The following is a 23262-nucleotide window of genomic DNA, read 5'->3' as shown; positions in this document are numbered from 1 at the left end:
AGGGGATGACTATTTTTAGGATACACTATAATTCAGAAGAAAACAAGATGCCATCTTTTTGTCCTGAATTTTTTAATAATTTGAAATGAGAATGTATCGCATTTATTGCATGACGGCTTTGGTAGGGCAATTGGTTTTCTTGAGCATATTTTTGGATAATTGGGGTAATTTTGGGGTAGTAAGTGTGTCCAACAGTTGGAAACAAATGATGAGCAACATGGTGAGTGAATCCGCCATATAGAAAATCAAAAAGAGGATGGCCGGCATTAAAATCTCTGGTTACTCTCATCTGGTGCTCGGCCCAAGTAAGATTCATTTTGCCATCTTTTGGTACTTCAGGAAAGATAGAATCTTCGTCAACATGTGTGGAGATTAGCGCTACTACTCCAAATAGACTAGAGCAAAGGTGCATGATCACCCAAGCAAGAAGAATAGTTGTAAATTTTTGATCAAGCACCCAAAATGGGATTAACAGCATATAGCATAAATTAAAGATTTTGGCAACAATGAGTTTGAAGTATTCAATACGAGGAATGGTGTATACTCTTTTTAAGTAATTGTCTTTGGTGCCAAAAAAGTCTTTAAAATCTCGAATGAATAACCATATAAGGGTATAAAGAGGATACAGAAACCACATGTAGATATGTTGGTACTTATGAAAAGAAAATCTCGGACTATTTGGGAATATCCGAACCACGTCGCTTTGTTTTATGTCGCAATCCCAATGCTGGATATTTGGGTAAGGATGGTGTAAAACCAAATGACGCTGAATCCAAATCTCGCTATTAGAGCCAAATACATCCACAATATAGCAAAAGGCTCTGTTTTGTTTTTTGGTAAAAAAAAGGGCCCCGTGGCTGGCATCATGAAAGGAATTTACAAAAAGTAAAATCATCGAAAATCCCATCAAAAGATAACTAAGAAATAACAAAGGGGTGGAATTGCCCAAAAGGAGAATACAGCTATAGGATGCGATAAAAACGAACAGCAACAATATGGCTTTGTAAATGTTTTTATATTGCAGTTTTTTATCTTTCAAAACCTTTTCTTGGACTTCCTTGTTTAATTTTCTGAAAAAATCGTCTTTTCCGGCGCGTAGAAATTCGGGTCTAACTTCAATATTGTTCATAACGCAATAGTTTAGCAATTGAATTTTTTTTACCTCATAAAAATATTAAAAAAAAACGTTAATAGCTTATTAGTAGAGGTTTAGATTTTTTGAAAAAAAAATCCAATAAAAAACCCTCACAGTACAACTGAATGTAGTTCAGTTTCCTGTAAGGGTTTGTTTATGTTGTGAATGATTTTTGAAAGATTACCTTACGTTGAAATGCAAATAGTTATTTGTCAGTATAATGTCTTAAAGCAGAGATTATAATCACTACGACTTCGTGGTCGATGATTTCATAAACTAATCGGTCTTTTTTATTTAGGATAAATCAGCAAGGGCTTATTTGCTTATTTCTATTGTATATCTGCCCATATATTTTTGGCATTTACTTTGGTGTAGTTTTTTTCTCTGTATGTAGCATTTTGAAAGTTTTCATGATGTTTTTCTAATCTTTCGATTATTTTTGGATTTGTAATTTCATTGTTTTGTTCAATTACTTCCACGTCAAATGCTTTCAAAATTTTTTTGATGATGGCAATTTGCGAAACATCTTTTATGTTGACAGTTAGTGTGGTCATTTGGATAAGTAATCAATTAAGATAAAAAGATATAAAATATTTCAGTTTGTTGTTTATGGTTTGATTGTTGAAAAAAAAGGCCTAGGCTATTCGGAGTCCTGATTATTGGTGTTTGATTTGGCTGCTAATTCGGGAGGCTAGAAGAGCTTGGGTTTTGGAGGTGCTAGATTGACAACATAAAACAATAAACAAACCCTTTCCTGTAAGGGTTTGTTTATTGTTTTATGTTTTCTGGGAATGTTTGCTCAAAATTCATTAGTAATTTAATGACAATAGTATTCAATTTCTCTTGTGATTATTCTTGTTATAGTATTGTCTGATAAATATGTTTTTTTTGTCCAGTTATTGAATTTGTCGAGTACAATTTCAATTTTAATAGTTTGTGTACTTTCTTTTTCCTTATGTACGTCGCTATTCCAACTGCCAATTTGACTATTTGGGGTAGTAATTGTTTTATAATATCCCCTTATTTCCTTCTTGCTATTGTAATAAAAGATATTATGGGAAATTGAATCTTTTGAAGTGTAAATTTGTGTGGATTTTTGTAGATAATCATTATCATATTCATCATTAATTTCTAAAGTGTGTTTTTTGTTTCTTAATACTCTTTTTATTTCTTTATTAGTATGCTTTTGAGTAATGTTCGTTTTTGTAATAACCAAAGTGTCTTTAATCAGATTGTACTCATAAGTTATATGGTTATTAGAGTTAAGAGTTTTTTCGTCTTTGTTTTCAGTAATGCTTTTGTCAATAGTTATTCCCCATCCGTTTTTTGTATTGATAAATGATTCCTTAATTAGTCTGTTTTTTTTGTCATAATTATAAGAGTTGTAATGTCTCAATGTGTCTTGAGTGTAAAATTCTTGTCTAACTAAAAGTTTTCCATTAAAGATATTTATATATTGTTCGGTTTTGCTTTTTTCTCCTCTATAGATATTTAATGAATCTGGGTATTCAGAAAATTCATTAAAAAATTGTTTTGCAAACAATGAAATTTTGTCATTGTTTTTTCTGGAGATGGTTTTTATTCTACCTTTATTATCATATTCGATTATTTGCCAAGGGTCTTCAATTGATTTTACACAGTTAAATTGTTTTGTTGTTATTCCTTTTTTGTCGAATAGTATTTTATTTACTTCCTTAATAGTATCCATATTGTTTCTACTGCGATTAATGGAATAATCAAAAACTGTAATACTCTTTACGCAGTCTTTAAAATCAATATTTCTTGGAGGTATTATAAATCTATTAATTGGATCATTTTGTGCAAGTAGGAGCATAAAGTTCATTAGAGAGAAAAAAAGTAGTATAATTTGCTTCATTTTATATTATTGGTATTCGTCTTAGTGAAATGATTTTATCTTACTTATCAAATATATTAAAAGATATACTACAAAACATAGAATTACTTGTTATGCAATATGCTTTTTATAACAAATTTTTGGAAGTGGGATTGAAAATTTATATGTTTTATTTAGACATATAGATTGAAACTGATCTCAATACTTGTTTTTCCGAAGGCTCATACCAAAAACAACAAACCCTCACAGTACAACTGAATGTAGTTCAGTTTCCTGTAAGGGTTTTGTCTTAATTCTTTGTACTAAAATCGTAATACTAGTATCTGTAATATTCAGGCTTAAATGGACCTTCAACAGTTACTCCAATGTATTCTGCTTGATCAGGACGTAAAGTCTCTAATTCCACACCTAATTTAGCTAAGTGCAACATCGCTACTTTTTCATCTAAATGCTTTGGTAACATATACACTTCATTTTTGTAAGCGGCACTGTTTTTCCACAATTCGATTTGAGCCAACGTTTGGTTTGTAAATGAGTTACTCATTACAAAACTTGGGTGACCTGTAGCACAACCAAGGTTTACCAAACGACCTTCAGCTAAGATGATGATGTCATTACCGTTGATAGTATATTTGTCCACTTGTGGTTTGATTTCGATTTTTGAAGCACTGTGGTTTTTGTTCAACCAAGCCATATCAATTTCGTTGTCAAAGTGTCCGATGTTACAAACGATAGTTTTGTCTTTCATTTTTTCGAAATGAGAACCCAAAACGATGTCTTTGTTTCCAGTTGTGGTAATGATAATGTCAGCATTTCCAACTACAGTATCTAATTTTTTAACTTCATATCCGTCCATGGCAGCTTGAAGCGCGCAAATTGGGTCAATTTCTGTTACGGTTACAATAGATCCCGCACCTCTAAAAGAAGCAGCAGTACCTTTTCCTACGTCTCCGTATCCACAAACAACCACTCTTTTTCCAGCCAACATCACGTCAGTTGCACGACGGATGGCATCAACAGCAGATTCTTTACAGCCGTATTTGTTGTCAAATTTAGATTTAGTTACCGAGTCGTTTACGTTGATAGCTGGCATTGGTAATGTTCCCGCTTTCATTCTTTCGTATAATCTGTGAACTCCAGTAGTAGTTTCTTCAGACAATCCTTTGATTCCAGGAACCAATTCTGGGTAACGATCAATAACCATGTTGGTTAAATCTCCACCATCGTCCAAAATCATGTTCAATGGTTTTCTGTCTTCACCAAAGAACAATGTTTGTTCAATACACCAGTCAAATGATTCTTCGTCAAGACCTTTCCAAGCATACACCTGAATTCCTGCAGCAGCAATAGCCGCAGCTGCTTGATCTTGAGTTGAAAAAATATTACAAGAGCTCCAAGTCACTTCAGCTCCTAATGCTACCAAAGTTTCAATCAAAACAGCGGTTTGAATGGTCATGTGTAAACATCCTGCAATACGAGCCCCTTTCAAAGGTTGTTCGTCTTTATATTCTGCACGAAGTGCCATCAATCCTGGCATTTCAGCTTCTGCTAATTCAATTTCTTTTCTTCCCCAAGCTGCTAAGGAAATGTCTTTCACTTTGTAAGCCACATAAGGCGTAGTTGCTGTACTCATTTATAGTATATTTGTATGTTGAAATTTTTTGCAAATTTAAGTAATAAGTTTAGAAAAAAACCAATTTCGGCGAGAATTGTGAATTGTTTAATTTCTTAAGAATTAGATTCTTAACCAAATTAGTTTTTAAACCTAAAGTAAAATTTTTTTTATGGAGCTCATCCTGCTGTCCACTATATCTTGTATGGCGAACCCCGCCATACAAGGATGCCGTTCCCATCAGGGCTAGGCAATGTGCTAATGGACAACAGAATTGTATTCATGAACAAACTATAAACAACACCCTATTTACAAATGCCTTTATTTAAAACCATCACATATAACCAAGAAACCACACTCTATGTCTGGCACATCACCGAGTCTTTTTCGGAGTTATACGAGCAAATCCACCTAAATGCGCTTAGTACGAAACGACTCAACGGAATGAAGTCGCAACTGCATCAACGTGCCTTTTTAAGTGTTCGAAAATTACTAGCCGAAGCAGGATATACCGACTTTGATTTGTTTTACGATGCTTCGGGTAAACCTCATTTGAACGACAACAAATACATATCCATTACCCATTCTCACGAATTCGCCGCCATCATCATAAGCAATCAATCCGTTGGAATTGATATCGAATTACAACGAGAAAAAATCCTTCGCATCGCCGATAAATTTGTCGATTCCGCTGAGTTGTCTCGACTACAAAGCTTTTCGACAGAAGATTATATTCGGAAATTAACCGTAAAATGGGGTGCCAAGGAAGCAATCTTCAAGATTCGTAACGAAAAAGGCATTAGTTTTAAAGACCACATTCGTGTACATCCTTTTGAGATTCCAGATGCTCAGACTATCGCTTTGCTTGATTTTGAAAATAAACAATACGAATACGCCATTTTTTTTGAAGAATTTGCCAATTTTACTTTGGTGTATGCTTTTGAAAAAAGCTATTGATTTTATTTATTCTTTCTGTAGTTTTGTGAAGGCTCAGCAAATAGCTGTGTGATGATGCTTATGACAACAATTTATCAGGCTATTTTGCAAGCCAAGAAAGAAAAACGCAAGCTCCTTGCTGTTCTTTTGGATCCCGACAAAATCGATTTGCAAGATGTGCCTCTTTTTATTCAAAAAATTATAGCTTCGCCTGCGACTCATATTTTTGTTGGTGGGAGTCATGTAGAGAATAACATCCTCGATGAGCTAATTGTAAAAATTAAAGAAATTTGTCAATTGCCCATTTTGCTTTTCCCTGGTAATCCTTCTCAAATTTCTATTCACGCCGATGGCATTTTGTTTTTGTCCCTGTTATCGGGTCGCAATCCTGATTTTTTGATTGAACATCAAGTTAAAGCAGCACCAATTCTCAAGAAAACAACCTTAGAAATTATTCCTACGGGTTATCTTTTAATAGAAAGTGGTAACGTAACAGCAGTGGCTAGAGTGAGTAAAACACAACCCATGTCACGCATCGATATCGACGGAGTTTGTCATACAGCTATGGCAGGTGAAATGCTCGGACATCAGCTGATTTACCTCGAGGCGGGAAGTGGTGCAAAGTATGCAGTTCCTGTAGAAATGATTCATGAGGTGGCCCATAGCATCAACATCCCTTTGATTGTAGGAGGAGGAATTACCAATTGGTCAGGCATTCAGCAAGCGTATGATTTTGGTGCCGATTTGGTAGTAATCGGAACGGCTTTTGAAAAAAATCCTTCTTTTTTTGAAAATAAATAATATACAATAAACAATGATCGATTACTTTTTTGCTCAATATAAAGACTATTCAACTGTAATGGTTAGTTTAGAGTTAATTGCCATTTTTTTCGGTTTGATTAGTGTTTGGTTTGCTAAGAAAGACAATATTTTGGTATTCCCTTCGGGTTTGGTTAGCACTTCCATATATGCCTATTTACTTTGGCAATGGGAATTGTTGGGCGATTCAATGATCAACGTGTATTATTTTGTGATGAGTCTTTACGGTTGGTACCATTGGACACGCAAAAAAGGAGATGAAGTAGAATTTCCAATTTCATTAACATCAAAAAAAGATAAAATCTATGGTCTTTTTATTTTTGTAAGTACTATAGTATTTGTAGTATTTGTTTATCTTTATTTTGGTAAATTTACTACTTGGTATTCATATTTAGATACTTTATTGACGGCTATTTTTTTCGTAGGCATGTGGTTAATGGCCAAGAGAAAAATCGAAAATTGGATATTTTGGATCATAGGAGATTGTATTTCTATTCCACTTTATTTTGCAAAAGGGTATACCTTTACTTCATTACAATATGTTGTCTTCACTATTATTGCCTTTTATGGTTATTTAGAATGGAAAAAAAACTTACAAAAATCCTCAAGTCTAAAGCAACAAAAATAGTTCGTATAGCTATTTTTGGTCCCGAATCTACTGGCAAAACTACTTTAGCAAAGCAATTAGCAGAACATTATCAAACGACTTGGGTTCCAGAATTTGCTCGTGACTATCTTCAAGAAAAATTAGATAGTGGAAAAGGAATCTGTGAACTCTCTGACATGTTGCCTATCGCCTACGGGCAAGCCAATTTAGAAAAAGAAAAATCCGCAGTAGCCAATAAGTATCTGTTTTGTGATACGAATTTGATGGTTACTAAAGTTTTTTCCGAATTGTACTATCAGTATTGCGATCCACTTTTGGATGCGGCGGCTCGTTCACACCATTACGATTTGTATTTTTTAACGGATATTGATGTGCCTTGGGAAGCTGACGGATTACGTGATAGCCCAGAAGGAAGGGATTCAGTTTTTTCAGTATTTCAACAAGCTTTGATAGACAATCAAAAGCCTTATATAACTTTAAGTGGTGATGTAGCAACTCGATTAAAAAAGGCAATTTCGATTATAGATGAATTACAATTAGCCAGAGAACTTGGTCTGAATTCACTTGATTTTGTGCAAATCTATGAACATGGTATTCCTTTGGAGCGCATAAAAAAACAATACGAAATTTACACCTATGGCATTAGTAAAACGTACATAGATCGTCCAGCAATCGTTGGTGACGGTATTTGGTCCATGGAACAAAATGAATTTGAACAAAATGCGACCTATTATGATCAAAATAAAAGCGATTTAAAAATTTTAAAATTTGTGCCAGCTTCAGGTGCTGCCACTCGTATGTTTAAATTTTTAAATGAATTTTTAAATGATTTCGATGTAGCAACCGAAAGTGTTAATGCTTATATTAATCGTAAAAATGACTTAGAACTTTCTTTATTTCTTTTAGGAATGGATAAGTTCCCATTTTTTAATACAATCAACTCCAGGTTGCGCAATGAAATTATAGCTTTTGATAATCTAAGTACAGATTACAAACAATACTTTTTTATTGTTTATATGTTGCGTCCGGAATATTTCAATTTTTCAAATAAGCCAAAAGGGGTATTGCCCTTTCATTCCTATGTAGATTATGTACTAACACCTTTTGAAGAACATTTAAAAGAATGCGTATCCTATGCATGCAATAAACAAAAAGGCTACTTGCATTTTACAATTACACAATCTCATCAAGTGCTATTCGAGCAGTTGGAAAAAGATATAAAACCCCAAATCGAAAATGACACTCAAACTAGTTTGCGAGTCGATTATACATATCAAAGTAGAAAAACAGATACAGTTGCTGTTGATTCTCATAATAAATGGGTGAAAAATGAAAATGGAAAACTCTTGTTTAAACCAGGAGGTCATGGTGCATTGATTGAAAATCTGAATACCATCGACGCTGATATCATATTTGTGAAAAATATCGATAATGTAATCCAGAATCATAATGAAGAAGTGGCATTGTATAAAAAAGCGCTTGCGGGACAATTGTTGAAATTACAAAGACAAATTTTTGACTATTGTGAAAAAATAGAACAGCAAAAAGTTACCGAGACCGAGCTAAAAAAAATAATTTCTTTTACGAAAAAGAATCTTAATATTGAACTAATAAAAGGCTTTTCTAAGTTCACTTTTGAAAATCAGGTAGAGGAATTGTATCGAATTTTAAATCGCCCCATTCGGGTTTGTGGCATGGTAAAAAATGAAGGAGAACCAGGAGGTGGGCCATTTTGGGTTACTGATAAAGAGGGAATAACGTCGTTGCAAATCGTAGAAACCTCTCAAATTGATTTAAATAATGAAATGCAACAACAGTTTTTAGAACAAGCCACTCATTTTAACCCGGTTGATTTAGTGTGTGGAATTAAAGATTTTAAAAATCAAAAATTTGATTTAACTCAATTTGTAGATCCAAGCAGTGGATTTGTTTTGGAGCGAACTGTTAGCGAAAAATTGATAAAATCGTATGAGTTACCGGGTCTTTGGAATGGTGCAATGGCAAATTGGATCACTATTTTTGTTGAGGTTCCAATGATTACTTTCAATCCTGTCAAAAATGTAAATGATTTGCTGAAGCCTGCACATCAATTGGAAAATACCTTGTAATGGATAAGCAACAATTGATACAAGAGTTACAATTCAAGGCGGTTAGAAGCAGTGGCGCAGGAGGTCAAAATGTAAACAAAGTGGCTTCAAAAGTACAGTTGATATTTGATTTGAAAAAATCACAAGCATTAACTGAGGAGCAGAAATCATTGCTAGAAAACAAATTAGCGCATAGACTGACTGCTGCACAACTTTTGATTTTGACTTGCGATGAGGATCGGAGTCAATTGAAAAATAAAGCATTGGTTGTCAAACGTTTTTTGGCTATACTCGAACAAGGATTGTTCGTTCCTAAAGAAAGAAAAGCTACCAAAATTCCAAAATCGGCCATCCGAAAAAGAATTAAGGAAAAAAAGAATTTGTCAGAGATCAAGCAATCAAGACGAAAGCTTGATTTTTAGCAATTTGAAAAACTTTGAAGTTTAGACTTGCAACATCAAACAAATGATATATATTTGCGCCGTCTCAAAGGGGTGCTCTAAATAACGAGCTGAGATCATACCCAAAGAACCTGGGCGGGTAATGCTGCCAAGGGAAAAAATGACAAAATACTAGAGTGCACGCTATTGTCTTGTCATAGAACAAACCATTTATTAATTATAACAAAAGAATAATTCCCCCTTTTATTCGTAAACCATTTACGGATGATCACTTTATTTTATTCAAAAAGTACAAAGTATAAAGTACAAAGTACAAAGACAACTCCTTTACGTCTTTTTTCTATGCTCTTTTTTCTATGTTCTAGTATCACTTTTGCTCAAGTAAAAGACACGACCAAAGTCAATCAATTAGATGATGTTTTGGTATCGGCAGTGCGGGTAACTTCTAAAACTCCGGTTTCTTTTAGCAATTTGACGCAAAAAGAGATTCGATTTCGCAATTTAGGTCAAGATATTCCTATTTTGATGAACTATATGCCCTCTGTGGTGACCACTTCTGACGCTGGAAACGGAATTGGGTACACCGGAATCAGAGTGCGTGGTAGCGATGCCACACGTGTCAATGTGACCATCAACGGAATTCCTTACAACGATTCTGAAAGTCATGGTACTTATTGGGTGAATATGCCTGATTTTGCTTCATCGGTAGAGAGCATTCAATTGCAACGCGGAGTAGGGACTTCTACCAATGGTGCAGGCGCTTTTGGAGCGAGTTTGAATATGCTTACTGATTCGTATGCAACTACCGCTAATGGCGAAATTTCCAGCTCTGCAGGGAGTTTTAATACCTTTAAAAATACGGTTAAATTTAGTACCGGACTATTGAATGATCATTTTGAATTGGCAGGACGATTGTCTGTGTTGAATTCTGATGGTTACGTAGATCGGGCAAGTACAGATCTAAAATCGTATTTTCTGCAAGGGACTTACGTGGGTAAAACAACCTTAATTAAAGCCTTAGTTTTTGGAGGAAAAGAAAGAACCTACCAATCTTGGAATGGAATTGATGGCGAAACCTTAAACAGTAATCGCACTTTCAATTCGGCAGGAATGTATACTGATGAAGCTGGGAATACTCGCTTCTATGATAACGAAACCGATAATTACCAACAAGACCATTCTCAATTGCATTGGAATGAAAGATGGTCGGATAATTGGAGTTCGAACGTAGCTTTGCATTACACCAAAGGCAGAGGCTATTACGAAAATTATAAAGAAGACGCTAAGTTTTCTAGTTATGGTTTGACCCCAATTGTTATCAATGGAATCACCATTAATAGAACCGATTTGGTACGCCAAAAATGGTTGGATAATGATTTCTATGGTACCACTTTTTCTGCTAATTATACCACCGATGCGTTGCAATTAATTTTGGGCGGAGGGTATAATAAATACGAAGGCGCTCATTTTGGAAAAGTGATTTGGGCGCGTTATGCCTCTCAAAGTGAATTGGGCGACCGTTATTATGAAGATTTTGCTACAAAAACTGACGGTAACTTTTTTGCTAAAGCGAATTATCAACTAACGGAAAAGTTGAGTTTGTATGGTGATTTGCAGTACCGAAATGTACACTACAAAGCGGATAGCCCTGAGACGGGTTTGGTAAACGATACTTTTCGTTTTTTTAATCCTAAAGCGGGTTTAAATTATACTATTAATGAGGGGAATACTTTGTATTTTTCGTATGCAAGAGCCAACCGCGAACCTAACCGTACCGATTATGAAAATGGTAATCCTAAACCCGAAAAATTAAATGATTTTGAGTTGGGTTGGCGATTAAATACGGAGAACATTCAGTTGAACACCAACGTATATTATATGGCCTACAAAGACCAGTTGATTTTAACTGGAAAATTGGATGATGTAGGGGCTCCTATTCGTTCAAACAGCGACAAAAGTTACCGTTTGGGGTTAGAGGTTGACGCTACAATTGCTTTATCCGAACAATGGATCGTAAGACCTAACTTTACTTTGAGTGCCAACAAAAATGTGGATTTGAATGTTACAGGAACTTCTTACGGAACAACGGATATTGCTTATTCTCCTTCTGTTATTGTGGGTAACGTTATTGTGTATTCGCCTATAAAAGCCTTGCATTTGTCTTTATTGCAAAAATATGTTGGAGCGCAATACATGAACAATATTGAGTTGCCTGCCGCAAAATTAGCAGATTACTTTGTAAACGATTTTAATGTTAGCTATACTTTTAAGCCCAAAACAATTTTTAAAGAAATTGTGTTAACTGGTTTGGTGAATAATATTTTAGATAAGAAATATGTATCCAATGGCTATATGTGGGATGTGTATCCTTATTATTATCCTCAAGCTGGGATTAATTTCTTAGCCGGATTGAACTTGAAATTTTAGCGTTTTTTTTAATTTAAGTTTTTTTGAAATCCAGTGTTGTAACGGCACTGGATTTTTTTTGTCCAAAGAGTATGAAGAGTATGAGATGTTTTAAGCACGCGCCCAAATCTTAATTATATACTCTAATCACATTTCCAATAACCTCTACACGGTATTGCTTCATCGGATATTGTAGGTCGCTTAAACCGGTGAACAAACTGTATTCTTTAGTATCGCAGGCACAAACGGCATTGATTCCTTTGATGGTCATAGTGGAGCAATTGCTCAAGGCTTGATTAGGACAAGCAGCATCGAACGCATTGTAGCCGCTTCCCGTGTTAAAAACAATTACACCGCGGATTCCAGCCCCGGGATAATAAATGGCATTACTTGGAAATTTTAAATTGGAATAAGCTGGTAGGCTTGTATTGATATCTATTGCAACGGGATAATTGGGTAAAAATGGGTTTTTAGAGGTTCTTTCATTTTCACTACAGCTGACAAAAAATACGATGGCAAATAGGGATAAGAGTTTTTGGATCATGTGTGTTTTTTATTAATGACAATAACAAATTTAAAATTAATTAAGATTGTCTAAGTAAATGTTAACATTTAATTTTTCCTTAAAAAAATATGCTATATTTGCCATTAGAAATCCCGTCCCGATGGGATTTTTTCTATTTATAAATAGGTAGTGAATGTTCTGTTTTATGTTGGATAATCAATCTTATTAACGGTTGATTTCATGAAAAGAAACAAAATAGATGTAACAATTAATGCTAAACAATTATGAGTAAAGTATCGTATTATACAGCAGAAGGGTTGAAAAAATTAAAAGACGAATTGGATTATTTAAAGGGAGTAATGCGTCCTAAAGCCTCTCAGGACATTGCTGATGCCAGAGATAAAGGCGATTTGTCTGAAAATGCCGAATATGATGCTGCCAAAGAAGCCCAAGGGTTATTAGAAATGCGTATAGCAAAACTCGAAGAAGTTTATGCTAATGCTCGTTTGATTGATGAAACGCAATTGGATTTGTCTAAAGCTTTGGTGCATTCTAATGTGAAAATTAAAAATCAAGGAAATGGCATGGAAATGAAATATACCTTGGTAGCCGAAAGTGAAGCAGATTTGAAATCAGGCAAAATTTCGGTAACATCGCCTATTGGAAAAGGATTATTAGGAAAAAAAGTGGGCGAAGTAGCAGAAATAACAGTGCCTAATGGTGTTTTGAAATTTGAAATTCTTGAAATTACCCGTGATTAAATAGAGCGATGAGCAGTATTTTTACCAAAATAATTAAAGGGGAAATTCCTTGTTATAAAATAGCTGAAGACGAGCAGTTTTTTGCTTTTTTGGATATTAATCCAAATGCAATAGGGCATACGCTTTGTATTCCAAAACAAGAAATTGATAAGCTTTTTGATATGGATGAGGAATTGTATTTGGGCTTAATGCGTTTCTCAAAAAAAGTAGCTGCAGCACTAGAAAAAGCGGTGCCTTGCGAACGAGTAGGGATGGCAGTAATTGGTCTTGAAGTGCCTCATGCTCATGTTCATTTGATTCCCATAAACGAAATGAATGAAATGCGTTTTCAAAATAAAGTGAGTTTGTCCAAAGCTGAGTTTGAAGATCTAACGATTAGAATTCAACAGTTTTTGTAAAATTCCTAATGCAAATGATTTAAGAGGTAGCAATTTTTGAGTTGCTACCTTTTTTTGTTTCATTTCGATTCTATACTAATGTTTTTTTAAAGATTAACTCTAAAGTTGTGCCTTTTCCAAGCTCAGATTGTAATACTTTGATTTGTCCTTTGTGGTATTCTTTGACAATACGTTTGGTTAAGGATAAGCCCAATCCCCAGCCTCTTTTTTTAGTGGTAAAACCAGGTTCAAATATTTTTTTAAATTTATTTTTTGGGATACCACTACCAGTATCTGTTACTAAAAGAGTTACGGTGTTGGTAGTTTCTAGGATTTCCAAATGCAGTTTCCCTTTTCCTTTCATCGCATCTATGGCGTTTTTAACGATGTTCTCAATGGTCCAGCTATGTAAGGTAGGATTGAGTTCTACCCAAATTGCATGTATGGGTGTAGTGTGCGAAAATTCAATTTGTTTGGAAAATCTGGATTGAAGATAATCATATGAAAGCAATGTTTCTGCAACGATATCTTTCTGTTCCAATTTGGGTTTGGAACCAATTTTTGAAAAACGATCGGTAATGGTTTGTAATCGTTCAATATCTTTTTCAATTTCTCTTGTAATACTTTCGGCAGTTTCTTCTGTTTTTAAAAGCTCCACCCAACCGATTAATGAAGATAAGGGAGTGCCTATTTGATGGGCTGTTTCTTTGGCCATTCCGGCCCACAATTTGTTTTGAGTAGCAATTTTTGAACTTTTGAAGTAATTGAAAACCAATGCGGCAAATAAAACAATAATCAATAGTAAAGCTATTGGGAAATACTTTAGTTGGTTTAAGAGCGATGAATTTCCGTAGTATAATTTTTGCGATTTTCCGGGGGCATAGGAAATAACTATGGGGTCGTTTTCTTTTTTTAATTGCAGTAAATACTTTTGCGATTGTTCGGGATCATTAACGATTGCAGTGTCAATATTTGCAGTGTTAATAATGCTGTCGTTTTCCGTCAGAATAATTGGGATTGAATGGTTGTTGCTAAATATTAAAAGCGGAAGGTCAACATCAGTGTTTTCATCTGCGTTGATGAGTGTTTTTTGTGCATTAGCCCAAAAGGTCATTTTCAATCGTTCTTCATTTTTGAAGATTTGAAAAAAAGTATACGTGTTCCATAGGATCAAAACAACTATCCAAAACGAAAAAAAAAGTATGATCCATTGTGTGTAACTCCTTTGTTTGGAAAAATGCATAGGTTGAAATTTATGGTTAAATATAGGGAAATTATTGTTGCTTTGTTTCAATTTATATGAATCTAATTAAGTTTAAAAAGAGCGCGATGAACTGGTTTACTCTTTTAATTGCTTTTGTTTTGATTACATTTGTAAAATGTTTTTTTAAAATTGTACTATGATTACTATTGACCCCAAAGAGATCACCACTGTTCAAATGCAAGGCTATCTACAAAGTTCCGTAGGACCAAGACCTATCGCCTTAGCAAGTACTATCAATAGCAAAGGGCAACACAATGTATCGCCATTTAGCTTTTTTAATGTGTTTAGTGCCAATCCGCCTATATTGGTGTTTTCGCCAGCACGAAGAGTGCGAGATAATACCACAAAACACACCTTGGATAACGTAGTGGCTATCAGTGAGGTGGTAATCAATGTAGTTAATTTTGATATGGTGGAGCAAACTTCATTGGCCAGTACCGAATATCCTGAAGGTGTTGATGAGTTTGTGAAATCAGGATTTACTCCATTAGCATCAGATCTAGTAAAACCTTATCGTGTAAAAGAAGCTCCGGTACAGTTTGAATGTAAGGTGAATCAAATTATTCCTTTGGGAGATCAAGGAGGAGCTGGAAATTTAGTGGTATGTGAAGTAGTGAAAATGCACATTTCAGAAAATATTTTGGATGCATCGGGTGCGATAGATCAATTCAAAATCGATTTGGTTTCTCGATTGGGTGGGAATTGGTATTCAAGAGCCAATTTGGGACTTTTTGAAGTAGAAAAACCTTTAACAACTTTAGGTATTGGAGTTGATGCAATTCCTGATTTTATTAAGCAAAGTCATTTGTTTACAGGTAATGATTTAGGGGTTTTAGGAAATGTTCAAGTATTGCCTACTAAAGAAGAAGTTGCTATATTTGTAAAAGAGAACTTCTCGATTAAAGCGATTTTAAGTGCTGATAATCAGGAGAAAATTTTTCTGGAAGCCAAGAAATACATTGCGAAGAAGGATCCGATAGCGGCTTGGAAAGTTTTGTTGGCCGAATTAAAATAAGTAAAACAAATAATTATATATAGATGGAAATTTTAGGAAAAATCAGAGTAATCAATGCTGAGCAACAAGTGAGTGCTTCATTCAAAAAAAGAGAAGTAGTTGTAACAACAGATGAGCAATACCCTCAGCACATTTTAGTTGAATTTACTCAAGACAAATGTGATTTGTTAAACAACTATACTGTTGGGGAGCCTGTGAAAATTTCCATTAATATCAGAGGAAGAGAATGGGTAAATCCTCAAGGTGAAACCAGATATTTCAATAGTATTCAAGGATGGAGAATTGAGAAACAAGTAGCGGCAGCTCCTCAAGCTCCTGTTCAAACGCCTCCAATTCCTGCGGCTGAAACTTTTGCGCCTGCGACCAACTTTAAAGAAGAAGAAGCAGACGATTTGCCTTTCTAAAAAATTAAATTTCAAATTCGAAATTCCAAATCCCAAAGCCTTATGGTTAGTTGGGATTTGGATTTTTTTTTGATGATAGTTAAAATTAAATTGTTGCACGAAAGAAGATGTATCATTTATCTGAAAACTTAGTTTTCCCTCCTGTTTCTGAGGCAACAGCCGATGGAATTTTGGCTATTGGAGGCGATTTATCACCAGAGCGTTTGCAATTGGCGTATTCAAGTGGAATTTTTCCATGGTTCGAAAAGGATCAACCCATTATTTGGTGGTCGCCCAATCCTAGAATGGTGCTGTTTTTGGATGATTTAGTGGTTTCCAAAAGTATGCGAAACATTTTGAATCGGAATATTTTTAAAGTCACCTTCAATCAAAATTTTAGAGCGGTTATTTCCTATTGCCAACAAGTAAAACGCGATGGACAAACAGGGACTTGGATTACAAATGATATGATTGAGGCCTACTGTAAATTGCACGAATTAGGCTTAGCAAAATCGGTTGAGGTCTGGCAAGACAATCAATTGGTAGGAGGATTGTATGGTGTAGATTTAGGCCATGTTTTTTGTGGAGAAAGTATGTTTTCTTTGGTTTCCAATGCTTCTAAAGTGGCTTTTATTGCTTTGGTTAATCAATTAAAAAGTAATAAGTATCGTCTTTTAGATTGTCAAGTCTACAACGACCATTTAGCCAGTTTGGGTTGTGTAGAAATTGAGCGTGATGATTTTATGAAGATATTGAAGTTGTAAAACTGTATTTTAAACTTTTCGGGTCCAACAATCTTCAATATGATCGTTCACCATGCCTGTAGCTTGCATATGGGCATAGATAACTGTAGAACCCACAAACTTAAATCCTCGCTTTTTTAAATCTTTACTTATCGCATCCGAAATTGGTGAAGTAGCTGGAACGTCTTTCAAGGTTTTAGGGAAATTGTCTATAGGTTTATGGTCTACAAAAGCCCAAATGTAAGTAGAGAAACTTCCAAATTCTTCTTGGATTTTAATGAAATTTTGTGCGTTGGTTACCGCCGAATACACTTTGAGCTTGTTGCGAATGATACCTGCATCTTGTAATAATTCTTGAATTTTATCATCAGAATATTGGGCGATTTTTTTATAATCAAAAGCATCAAATGCCTTACGGAAATTGTCTCTTTTGTTTAAGATCGTAATCCAGCTTAGACCTGCTTGGAAGGTTTCCAAAAGTAAAAATTCAAATAGAGTAGCATCATCATAAACAGGTTTTCCCCATTCGTGATCATGGTATTTTTGGTATAATTCGCTGGAGTTACACCAATGGCATCGTGTGAGTTCTTTTTCCATTATTTCCGTACTTCCCAATAGAATCCTTTAACAGAAGGGATATATATTTTGCCGTTTTTTATTAGTAAATCGGTATATACTTTTTTCTTGTATTTAATACCGATGGCCCCACCTTTTATCGAAATTTGTCGCGGATGAAAATTAAAAGTCATAGGCCCATTTTTAAACTTTGCATCAGAAACCGACTCTACAAACCAAGTGGATTTCCATTTAAAATCTAAGGTCGTATTGTTTTTTAAGGTTAGACTTTTGATTAATTTCAAAGATTCATCGGTAAAATGAAATTCCTTTTTTAATTCCTCTTTGGTGTAGGTTTTTCCAATTTGACCATTTTTCAATAATTCTATTACCGGTGTTTTGATGGCTTTAGATGCTAATAAGCTTTCTTTTTCTTCTAGTTTTGCTTCAGAAGTTTTGTTTGTAGTAATCGAAGGTGATTTAGTATGGCTTTTTGTGGGGGGTGTGAGAATTTTTTTTGCAGAACTAGTGGATGGAACCGATTTTTTTTCAGTCGTATTTTGATTGTTTTCTTTAGGTTGATCCGAGATTGAATTCAAAATCTCGTTTTCTTTCGGGTCATTTTTATTGCAACTAAAAAGCATAAAAAGGAGAAAAAAAATTGGAAGTGTACTGAAACGAATCATGCTGAATATCTAATAAAACAAATCTTAATTAAAGTTCTAATTCTTTTGACAAAAACTTTTTAATTGAATAGTGACCGGCATAAATTAATGGTGTCAATAAGATTGCGATTGAAAGTTTAAAAGTATAACCTGTTAGGGCCGAACTTAAAAAGGTTTCAAAATTGATTTTGCCAGGTAACCAAAACGCAATGCCCAATACTATAAAAGAATCGAAAAGTTGCGAAATCAAAGTTGACCCCGTTGCTCTTAACCAAATTTTGGAATTCCCGGTTCTTTTTTTGAAAAACCAGAAAACTGTCACATCAATTAATTGTGAAGCCAAAAAGGCAATGATGCTGCCAACAATGATCCACATGCTTTGCCCAAAAACGGCTTGGAATTGCTCATCATTAACAGGACTAATCCCTTTAGCAGCAGGAATACTTATGGCTAGTAATAAAATCAAAAAGGAATAGGCAATCAAACATGCCGTAATGAAGGACAGCTTTCTAACTCCTTTTTCACCAAAATACTCATTGATTAAATCGGTTGTTAAAAAAACAATGGGCCAAGGTAATATCCCAATACTCATTACAAATGGTCCAATTTGAATTAATTTTCCCCCGATTAATTCTGCGGTAATTGCATTAGCAATAAATATGCCAGCCAAGATTACAAATACAAATTCTTTGCGTGTTTTAAACATGATTTTGATTTTATCAAATGTACTATTTATTTTAACTTTTATTAAAAGTCGTCGGTTTTTTATAAAAGAAAAATCCCAAACTCTAAAGTTTGGGATTTTTGAATTGATGTTGATGTTATTAATAGATTTGTTTGATACCTCTGGCGTTATCAAATACATAACTTACTAACCAGGCTATTTGTCCTTGTTTGGCAAAATATATTTTTTTGCTTTTCATGTCTGGAATTACTTCTAAACAAGTTTCTAAAAGGTTAAAAGCAGCAATTAGATTTTTTTGTTGGTAGGTTTTTAATACTTTTTTCTTCTCTTCGTTAGTCTCAGCATCGATAACAAAACGTTGGTAATTGTTTTCAGCTATAGCTTTTAGAGACAAAATATCATCATAGGTAACTTGGGTAAAGTTTTCTTCTGCTTTTTGACCTGTAAGTAAGGTATAAAAAGCCCAAGCAGCACCACCAGAGATGTAAACATTGTTTTTTTGTTGAGATTCAGGTCGGTTTAGGTACATTTTTTTGAATGACTCTCTCAAAGTTGGTAAATACTCAAACATTTGTTCGTTGAATTCAAAAACAGTTTTTTGTTTACATTTTTTATTGATTAATTCCGTTAAAGTTACAGTCCCGATATCTGCTGAAATTGGAAAAAATACACCTGCGCTATTAATTTCTTTGGCAAAACCTCCTTTGCTATTTCCTCCTCCGATATCCACAATAACAGAGTTCATGTAATTTTTTGGAGGAATACAGCCTTTTAGCAATAATTTGGCTTCAATAGAAGAAGAAATTACTTCGGTATTTTTCTTTGTAAGAGCTTTTATCTTGTCGGTTAAAACATTAGTATTTGAGGCTAATCCTACCCCTGAAGAAGCTACAATAAAAATATTTTTGTCTTCAATTTTGTATTCCGTAAGCATTTTGTTGTAATTGGCTAATACAACAGCAACTGCTCTATCAATGTCTTCCTGAAAAAGTGTACCGTCGATGGATATACCCGTAGCAATTCCTACATTTTCTGTCCAAAACTCTTTTACGTCGTAATTGTTCTTTTTAAGGTTTTCAACTTCAAGTACGGTCATTTTTACACCCTTGCTTCCAATTTCAATGCCTCCGTAAAGTTGTGCATAAGTAGAATAGGAAAACAGCAATAAAGTGGCAATAAATAATATTTTTCCTTTCATAGTCTGTGTTTGATTTGAGGTTATGTTGCAAATCTAAATTAAAATTTCAAATTCAACACATATTTAATTAATTTTTATTTTGTAATTTTTTCAGATTTAATTAAGACATATTTTGTAGTTTTTAACACAGAATTGTTGTCTAGGTTAAAAAATAATTTATTTTTGCTTTTATTAAAACTGATTTTATAGCCCCAAAACTAAGAATTATGATAAAAAAATACCTTAACAATTTTAGAGATTTTCCAAGAGAAGTTTGGATTTTGACTTTAATTACATTTATTAATAGAGCGGGTACAATGGTGATTCCGTTTCTGTCAAAGTACATGAAAGAAACCCTTTATTTTAGTTATAGCCAAATTGGGTGGGTAATGGTTTTTTTCGGAATTGGTTCTATACTTGGTACTTGGTTAAGTGGTAAGTTATCGGATAAAATTGGCTTTTACAAAGTAATGGTGTTTAGCTTGTTTGTAAGTGGTGTGATATTTATTTTGTTGCATAATGCTCGAACTTTTGAAGAATTGTGTGTTGGGATTTTATTACTCACTACTATTGCTGATATGTTTAGACCCGCTATGTTGGTTTGTTTAAAGACTTTTACAAGTCAAGAAAATCGTGCTAGAGCGTATTCCTTGACACGTGCGGCTGTTAATTTAGGATTTCTTTTTGGTCCAGTTCTAGGGGGATTAATCATCATGCAATCTGGGTATGAGTATATCTTTTATGCTGATGGGATAACTTGTATATTGGCTATTTTAGTGTTTGTGTTTTTTGTGAAAGAGAAACAATTACCACTAAAAGTTAGAGCCGAGGAGCAAGCTACTAAAAGTGTTCGCTTGAGAAATGACAAACCGTTTATGTTGCATTTAATCATCTGTTTGATTACTGGAATTTTGTTTTTTCAAATTTTCACAACTTTGCCTCTGTACCACAAAGAACAATTTAATATGTCTGAATTTGATAGTGGTTTGTTGTTGAGTTTGAATGGGTTGTTGATATTGTTGTTTGAATTGCCTATTGTAAACTATGTAACTCGAAACAAAATCAACAATCACCGAGTAATATTTATTGGTTTGATGTGTATGACGGTAAGTTTTTTGTTTCTCTTGTATCCTTCAGAAGGGATGTTGATTCCAATGATGTTATTTATGACCTGTGGAGTGATGATGACTTTTCCTTTTGCTAATTCTTTTGCCATGGAGCGTTCCTATGAACAACAAGAAGGAAGATATATGGCAGCTTTTACGATGAGTTATAGTTTTGCTCATATTTTGAGTGCTAAAACAGGTATGGAGATTATTCATTATTCTGGTTATGAGACCAACTGGCTTTTTATGGCAACACTTGGTGTTATTGGATCGGTCTTGGTTTTTAAACTCTTCGCCTTAGTGGAAAAAGAAGAATTAGAAAAAACAACGATGATCCGAGTAGAATCTCAAGATAGAAAATAAAGTTTTGACCAATAAAAAAGTCCCAATTTATATAAATTGGGACTTTTTTTTATTTCTCTTGGATTATTGATTATCCTAAAGCAGCTCTTTTGAAACCTGTAATTACTAAATCTTTATCTAAAGTTTTAGCATAAGCAGCAACACTTAGTTTGCTATCTTTGATGTAATCTTGGTTTACTAAAGTATTATCTTTAAAGAAACGAGCTAATTTACCTTTAGCGATGTTGTCTAACATAGCTTCTGGTTTACCTTCTTGACGTAATACGTCTTTAGCGATTTCAATTTCTTTAGCGATAGTTTCAGCATCAACACCTTCTTCGTTAAGTGCGATTGGTGCCATAGCTGCAGCTTGCATAGAAATGTTTTTAGCTACTTCTTCAGCTCCTTCGATGTTTTTTGATAAAGCAGTCAATGTAGCGATTTTGTTACCAGCGTGGATGTAAGAACCGATAAAAGCTCCTTCTAATCTTTCGAAAGCACCGATCTCGATTTTCTCTCCAATTACACCTGTTTGCTCGATTAATTTTTCAGCAACAGTGATTCCGTTGTAATCAGCAGCCAATAATTCTTCTTTAGTGTTGAAGTTCAATCCTAAAGCAGCTAAATCTTGAGCTAATTTTACGAAAGATTCGTTTTTACCAACGAAGTCAGTTTCACAGTTCAAAGAAACTACAACACCTGCAGTTTTGTCAGCGTTTACAGCAGCGATAACTGCTCCTTCTGTAGATTCTCTATCAGAACGGTTAGCCGCTACTTTTTGTCCTTTTTTACGTAAGTTTTCGATTGCTAAATCAAAATCTCCTTCTGCTTCAACCAAGGCTTTTTTGCAGTCCATCATACCTGCACCAGTGATTGTTCTTAATTTATTTACGTCTGCAGCAGTAATTGTTGCCATAATATATTGTATTTAAATGTTTAAAAGTAAAAATTCCAATCCTTAAATCCCAAATTCCAACTTTATCAGAAGGTTAATTTTCTGATTTTGGATTTTGGAATTCAAGTTTTGGAATTTAAATTTGATTTATTATTCTTCAGTTGCTGGAGCTTCAGGAGCTACTTCTTCGGTAGCAGGAGCAGCTTCCGCTTCTTTCTCAGCACCTCTATCAGAAAGGCCTTCGATTACAGCAGTAGTTACTAAAGATAAAATTTTGTCAATTGATTTAGAAGCATCATCATTTGCAGGGATAACGTAATCAACTTCACGTGGATCAGAGTTGGTATCTACCATTGCAAAAACTGGAATGTTTAATTTTTGAGCTTCTTTTATTGCGATGTGTTCCGCTTTGATGTCTACTACGAACAATGCTGCAGGTAGTCTTGACATATCTGCGATTGAACCTAAGTTTTTCTCCAATTTAGCTCTAAGACGATCCACTTGCAAACGCTCTTTTTTAGAAAGGGTGTTAAAAGTTCCGTCTTTTTTCATTTTGTCGATAGAAGACATTTTTTTAACAGCTTTACGGATAGTAACAAAGTTTGTTAACATTCCACCAGGCCATCTTTCAGTGATATAAGGCATGTTTGCAGCTTTTGCTTTTTCAGCTACGATGTCTTTAGCTTGTTTTTTGGTAGCAACAAATAATATTTTTCTACCAGATGCAGCGATTTTTTTCAAAGCTTCGTTAGCTTCTTCAATTTTTGCTGCAGTTTTATATAGATTGATAATGTGGATACCATTACGCTCCATATAAATGTAAGGAGCCATGTTTGGATCCCATTTTCTAGTCATGTGTCCGAAATGAACACCTGCTTCTAGTAATTCTTTTACTTCTACTTTGTTTGACATTTTTGTACTAGTTTACGTT

The 23262-nt window shown here is 34.3% G+C and carries 24 protein-coding genes; 12 read left to right on the top strand and 12 right to left on the bottom strand.

Translation table 11 applies throughout. The features are described 5' to 3' along the window. Nucleotides 1-25: 25 nt before the first annotated feature. The 4 genes from ACZIX2_RS01055 to ahcY all read right to left on the bottom strand — a co-directional run bounded on the left by ACZIX2_RS01055 (nt 26) and on the right by ahcY (nt 4623). The gene (locus ACZIX2_RS01055) at nt 26-1129 is read right to left on the bottom strand and encodes a fatty acid desaturase family protein (RefSeq protein WP_463338218.1); all 1104 of its coding nucleotides are present in this window, start codon (nt 1127-1129) and stop codon (nt 26-28) included. Nucleotides 1130-1464: 335 nt separating this feature from the next. Next, nucleotides 1465-1689: a hypothetical protein gene (locus ACZIX2_RS01050; RefSeq protein WP_463338217.1), complete on the bottom strand. Its 225-nt coding sequence runs from the start codon at nt 1687-1689 to the stop codon at nt 1465-1467. 263 nt (nt 1690-1952) lie between these two features. Further along, nucleotides 1953-2969: a hypothetical protein gene (locus ACZIX2_RS01045; RefSeq protein WP_463338216.1), complete on the bottom strand. Its 1017-nt coding sequence runs from the start codon at nt 2967-2969 to the stop codon at nt 1953-1955. Nucleotides 2970-3306: 337 nt separating this feature from the next. Next, entirely contained in the window at nt 3307-4623 is a 1317-nt protein-coding gene (gene ahcY / locus ACZIX2_RS01040) for an adenosylhomocysteinase (protein WP_463338215.1), read from the bottom strand. A gap of 294 nt (nt 4624-4917) precedes the next feature. Here ahcY and ACZIX2_RS01035 point away from each other — a divergent pair, with 294 nt between their 5' ends. The 6 genes from ACZIX2_RS01035 (at nt 4918) to ACZIX2_RS01010 (ending at nt 11879) form a co-directional block, all read left to right on the top strand. After that, nucleotides 4918-5559, top strand: coding sequence for a 4'-phosphopantetheinyl transferase family protein (locus tag ACZIX2_RS01035; RefSeq protein ID WP_463338214.1), 642 nt, complete (start codon nt 4918-4920; stop codon nt 5557-5559). A gap of 60 nt (nt 5560-5619) precedes the next feature. After that, a complete protein-coding gene (locus tag ACZIX2_RS01030; protein WP_463338536.1) occupies nt 5620-6339 on the top strand; it encodes a phosphoglycerol geranylgeranyltransferase in 720 nt (239 codons plus the stop codon). A 13-nt stretch (nt 6340-6352) separates the two neighbouring features. Beyond that, nucleotides 6353-6985 carry a nicotinamide riboside transporter PnuC gene (gene pnuC / locus ACZIX2_RS01025; protein WP_463338213.1) on the top strand — a complete coding sequence of 211 codons (633 nt, stop codon included), beginning with the start codon at nt 6353-6355 and terminating at the stop codon, nt 6983-6985. After that, nucleotides 6937-9072 carry a DUF4301 family protein gene (locus ACZIX2_RS01020; protein WP_463338212.1) on the top strand — a complete coding sequence of 712 codons (2136 nt, stop codon included), beginning with the start codon at nt 6937-6939 and terminating at the stop codon, nt 9070-9072. The genes pnuC and ACZIX2_RS01020 overlap by 49 nt, the downstream gene beginning before the upstream one ends. Then, nucleotides 9072-9473, top strand: a complete 402-nt coding sequence (arfB, locus tag ACZIX2_RS01015; RefSeq protein WP_463338211.1) for an alternative ribosome rescue aminoacyl-tRNA hydrolase ArfB — start codon at nt 9072-9074, stop codon at nt 9471-9473. Before ACZIX2_RS01020 ends, arfB begins: the two co-directional genes overlap by 1 nt. A gap of 243 nt (nt 9474-9716) precedes the next feature. After that, the gene (locus ACZIX2_RS01010) at nt 9717-11879 is read left to right on the top strand and encodes a TonB-dependent receptor (RefSeq protein WP_463338210.1); all 2163 of its coding nucleotides are present in this window, start codon (nt 9717-9719) and stop codon (nt 11877-11879) included. Between the two features lie 109 nt (nt 11880-11988). Here the strand turns inward: ACZIX2_RS01010 and ACZIX2_RS01005 are convergent, their stop codons facing one another. Next, nucleotides 11989-12402: a Rieske (2Fe-2S) protein gene (locus ACZIX2_RS01005; protein WP_463338209.1), complete on the bottom strand. Its 414-nt coding sequence runs from the start codon at nt 12400-12402 to the stop codon at nt 11989-11991. A 245-nt stretch (nt 12403-12647) separates the two neighbouring features. Between ACZIX2_RS01005 and greA the strand changes: the two genes are divergently transcribed. Both greA and ACZIX2_RS00995 read left to right on the top strand, forming a co-directional pair. Continuing rightward, the gene (greA, locus tag ACZIX2_RS01000; protein ID WP_463338208.1) at nt 12648-13124 is read left to right on the top strand and encodes a transcription elongation factor GreA; all 477 of its coding nucleotides are present in this window, start codon (nt 12648-12650) and stop codon (nt 13122-13124) included. A gap of 8 nt (nt 13125-13132) precedes the next feature. Beyond that, a complete protein-coding gene (locus ACZIX2_RS00995) occupies nt 13133-13522 on the top strand; it encodes an HIT family protein (RefSeq protein ID WP_463338207.1) in 390 nt (129 codons plus the stop codon). A gap of 70 nt (nt 13523-13592) precedes the next feature. Here ACZIX2_RS00995 and ACZIX2_RS00990 read toward each other — a convergent pair whose 3' ends face one another. After that, nucleotides 13593-14744: a sensor histidine kinase gene (locus ACZIX2_RS00990; protein ID WP_463338206.1), complete on the bottom strand. Its 1152-nt coding sequence runs from the start codon at nt 14742-14744 to the stop codon at nt 13593-13595. 157 nt (nt 14745-14901) lie between these two features. Here ACZIX2_RS00990 and ACZIX2_RS00985 point away from each other — a divergent pair, with 157 nt between their 5' ends. From ACZIX2_RS00985 to aat, 3 genes are all read left to right on the top strand, one after another. Then, on the top strand, nt 14902-15780 hold the full coding sequence (locus ACZIX2_RS00985) for a flavin reductase family protein (RefSeq protein ID WP_463338205.1): 879 nt from the start codon (nt 14902-14904) through the stop codon (nt 15778-15780). Between the two features lie 23 nt (nt 15781-15803). Continuing rightward, nucleotides 15804-16184 carry a DUF3127 domain-containing protein gene (locus ACZIX2_RS00980; RefSeq protein ID WP_463338204.1) on the top strand — a complete coding sequence of 127 codons (381 nt, stop codon included), beginning with the start codon at nt 15804-15806 and terminating at the stop codon, nt 16182-16184. Between the two features lie 107 nt (nt 16185-16291). Next, nucleotides 16292-16927, top strand: a complete 636-nt coding sequence (aat, locus tag ACZIX2_RS00975; protein WP_463338203.1) for a leucyl/phenylalanyl-tRNA--protein transferase — start codon at nt 16292-16294, stop codon at nt 16925-16927. Between the two features lie 9 nt (nt 16928-16936). Here aat and ACZIX2_RS00970 read toward each other — a convergent pair whose 3' ends face one another. The 4 genes from ACZIX2_RS00970 to ACZIX2_RS00955 form a co-directional block, all read right to left on the bottom strand. Next, on the bottom strand, nt 16937-17503 hold the full coding sequence (locus tag ACZIX2_RS00970; RefSeq protein ID WP_463338202.1) for a DNA-3-methyladenine glycosylase I: 567 nt from the start codon (nt 17501-17503) through the stop codon (nt 16937-16939). Beyond that, entirely contained in the window at nt 17503-18060 is a 558-nt protein-coding gene (locus tag ACZIX2_RS00965; protein WP_463338201.1) for a hypothetical protein, read from the bottom strand. The genes ACZIX2_RS00970 and ACZIX2_RS00965 overlap by 1 nt, the downstream gene beginning before the upstream one ends. Nucleotides 18061-18175: 115 nt before the next feature. Next, complete coding sequence (locus tag ACZIX2_RS00960) at nt 18176-18832, bottom strand: queuosine precursor transporter (RefSeq protein ID WP_463338200.1); 657 nt, start codon at nt 18830-18832, stop codon at nt 18176-18178. Nucleotides 18833-18950: 118 nt separating this feature from the next. Beyond that, nucleotides 18951-20009: a Ppx/GppA phosphatase family protein gene (locus ACZIX2_RS00955; protein ID WP_463338199.1), complete on the bottom strand. Its 1059-nt coding sequence runs from the start codon at nt 20007-20009 to the stop codon at nt 18951-18953. Nucleotides 20010-20215: 206 nt separating this feature from the next. Here ACZIX2_RS00955 and ACZIX2_RS00950 point away from each other — a divergent pair, with 206 nt between their 5' ends. Then, on the top strand, nt 20216-21457 hold the full coding sequence (locus tag ACZIX2_RS00950) for an MFS transporter (RefSeq protein ID WP_463338198.1): 1242 nt from the start codon (nt 20216-20218) through the stop codon (nt 21455-21457). 70 nt (nt 21458-21527) lie between these two features. Here ACZIX2_RS00950 and tsf read toward each other — a convergent pair whose 3' ends face one another. Together tsf and rpsB are read right to left on the bottom strand one after the other, a co-directional pair. Next, a complete protein-coding gene (tsf, locus tag ACZIX2_RS00945) occupies nt 21528-22352 on the bottom strand; it encodes a translation elongation factor Ts (protein ID WP_463338197.1) in 825 nt (274 codons plus the stop codon). A 129-nt stretch (nt 22353-22481) separates the two neighbouring features. Further along, nucleotides 22482-23243: a 30S ribosomal protein S2 gene (gene rpsB / locus ACZIX2_RS00940; RefSeq protein WP_463338196.1), complete on the bottom strand. Its 762-nt coding sequence runs from the start codon at nt 23241-23243 to the stop codon at nt 22482-22484. Between the last annotated feature and the right edge of the window lie 19 nt (nt 23244-23262).

The sequence above is a fragment of the Flavobacterium riviphilum genome (assembly GCF_055231795.1).
This window is presented reverse-complemented; position numbering and strand designations above follow the sequence as displayed.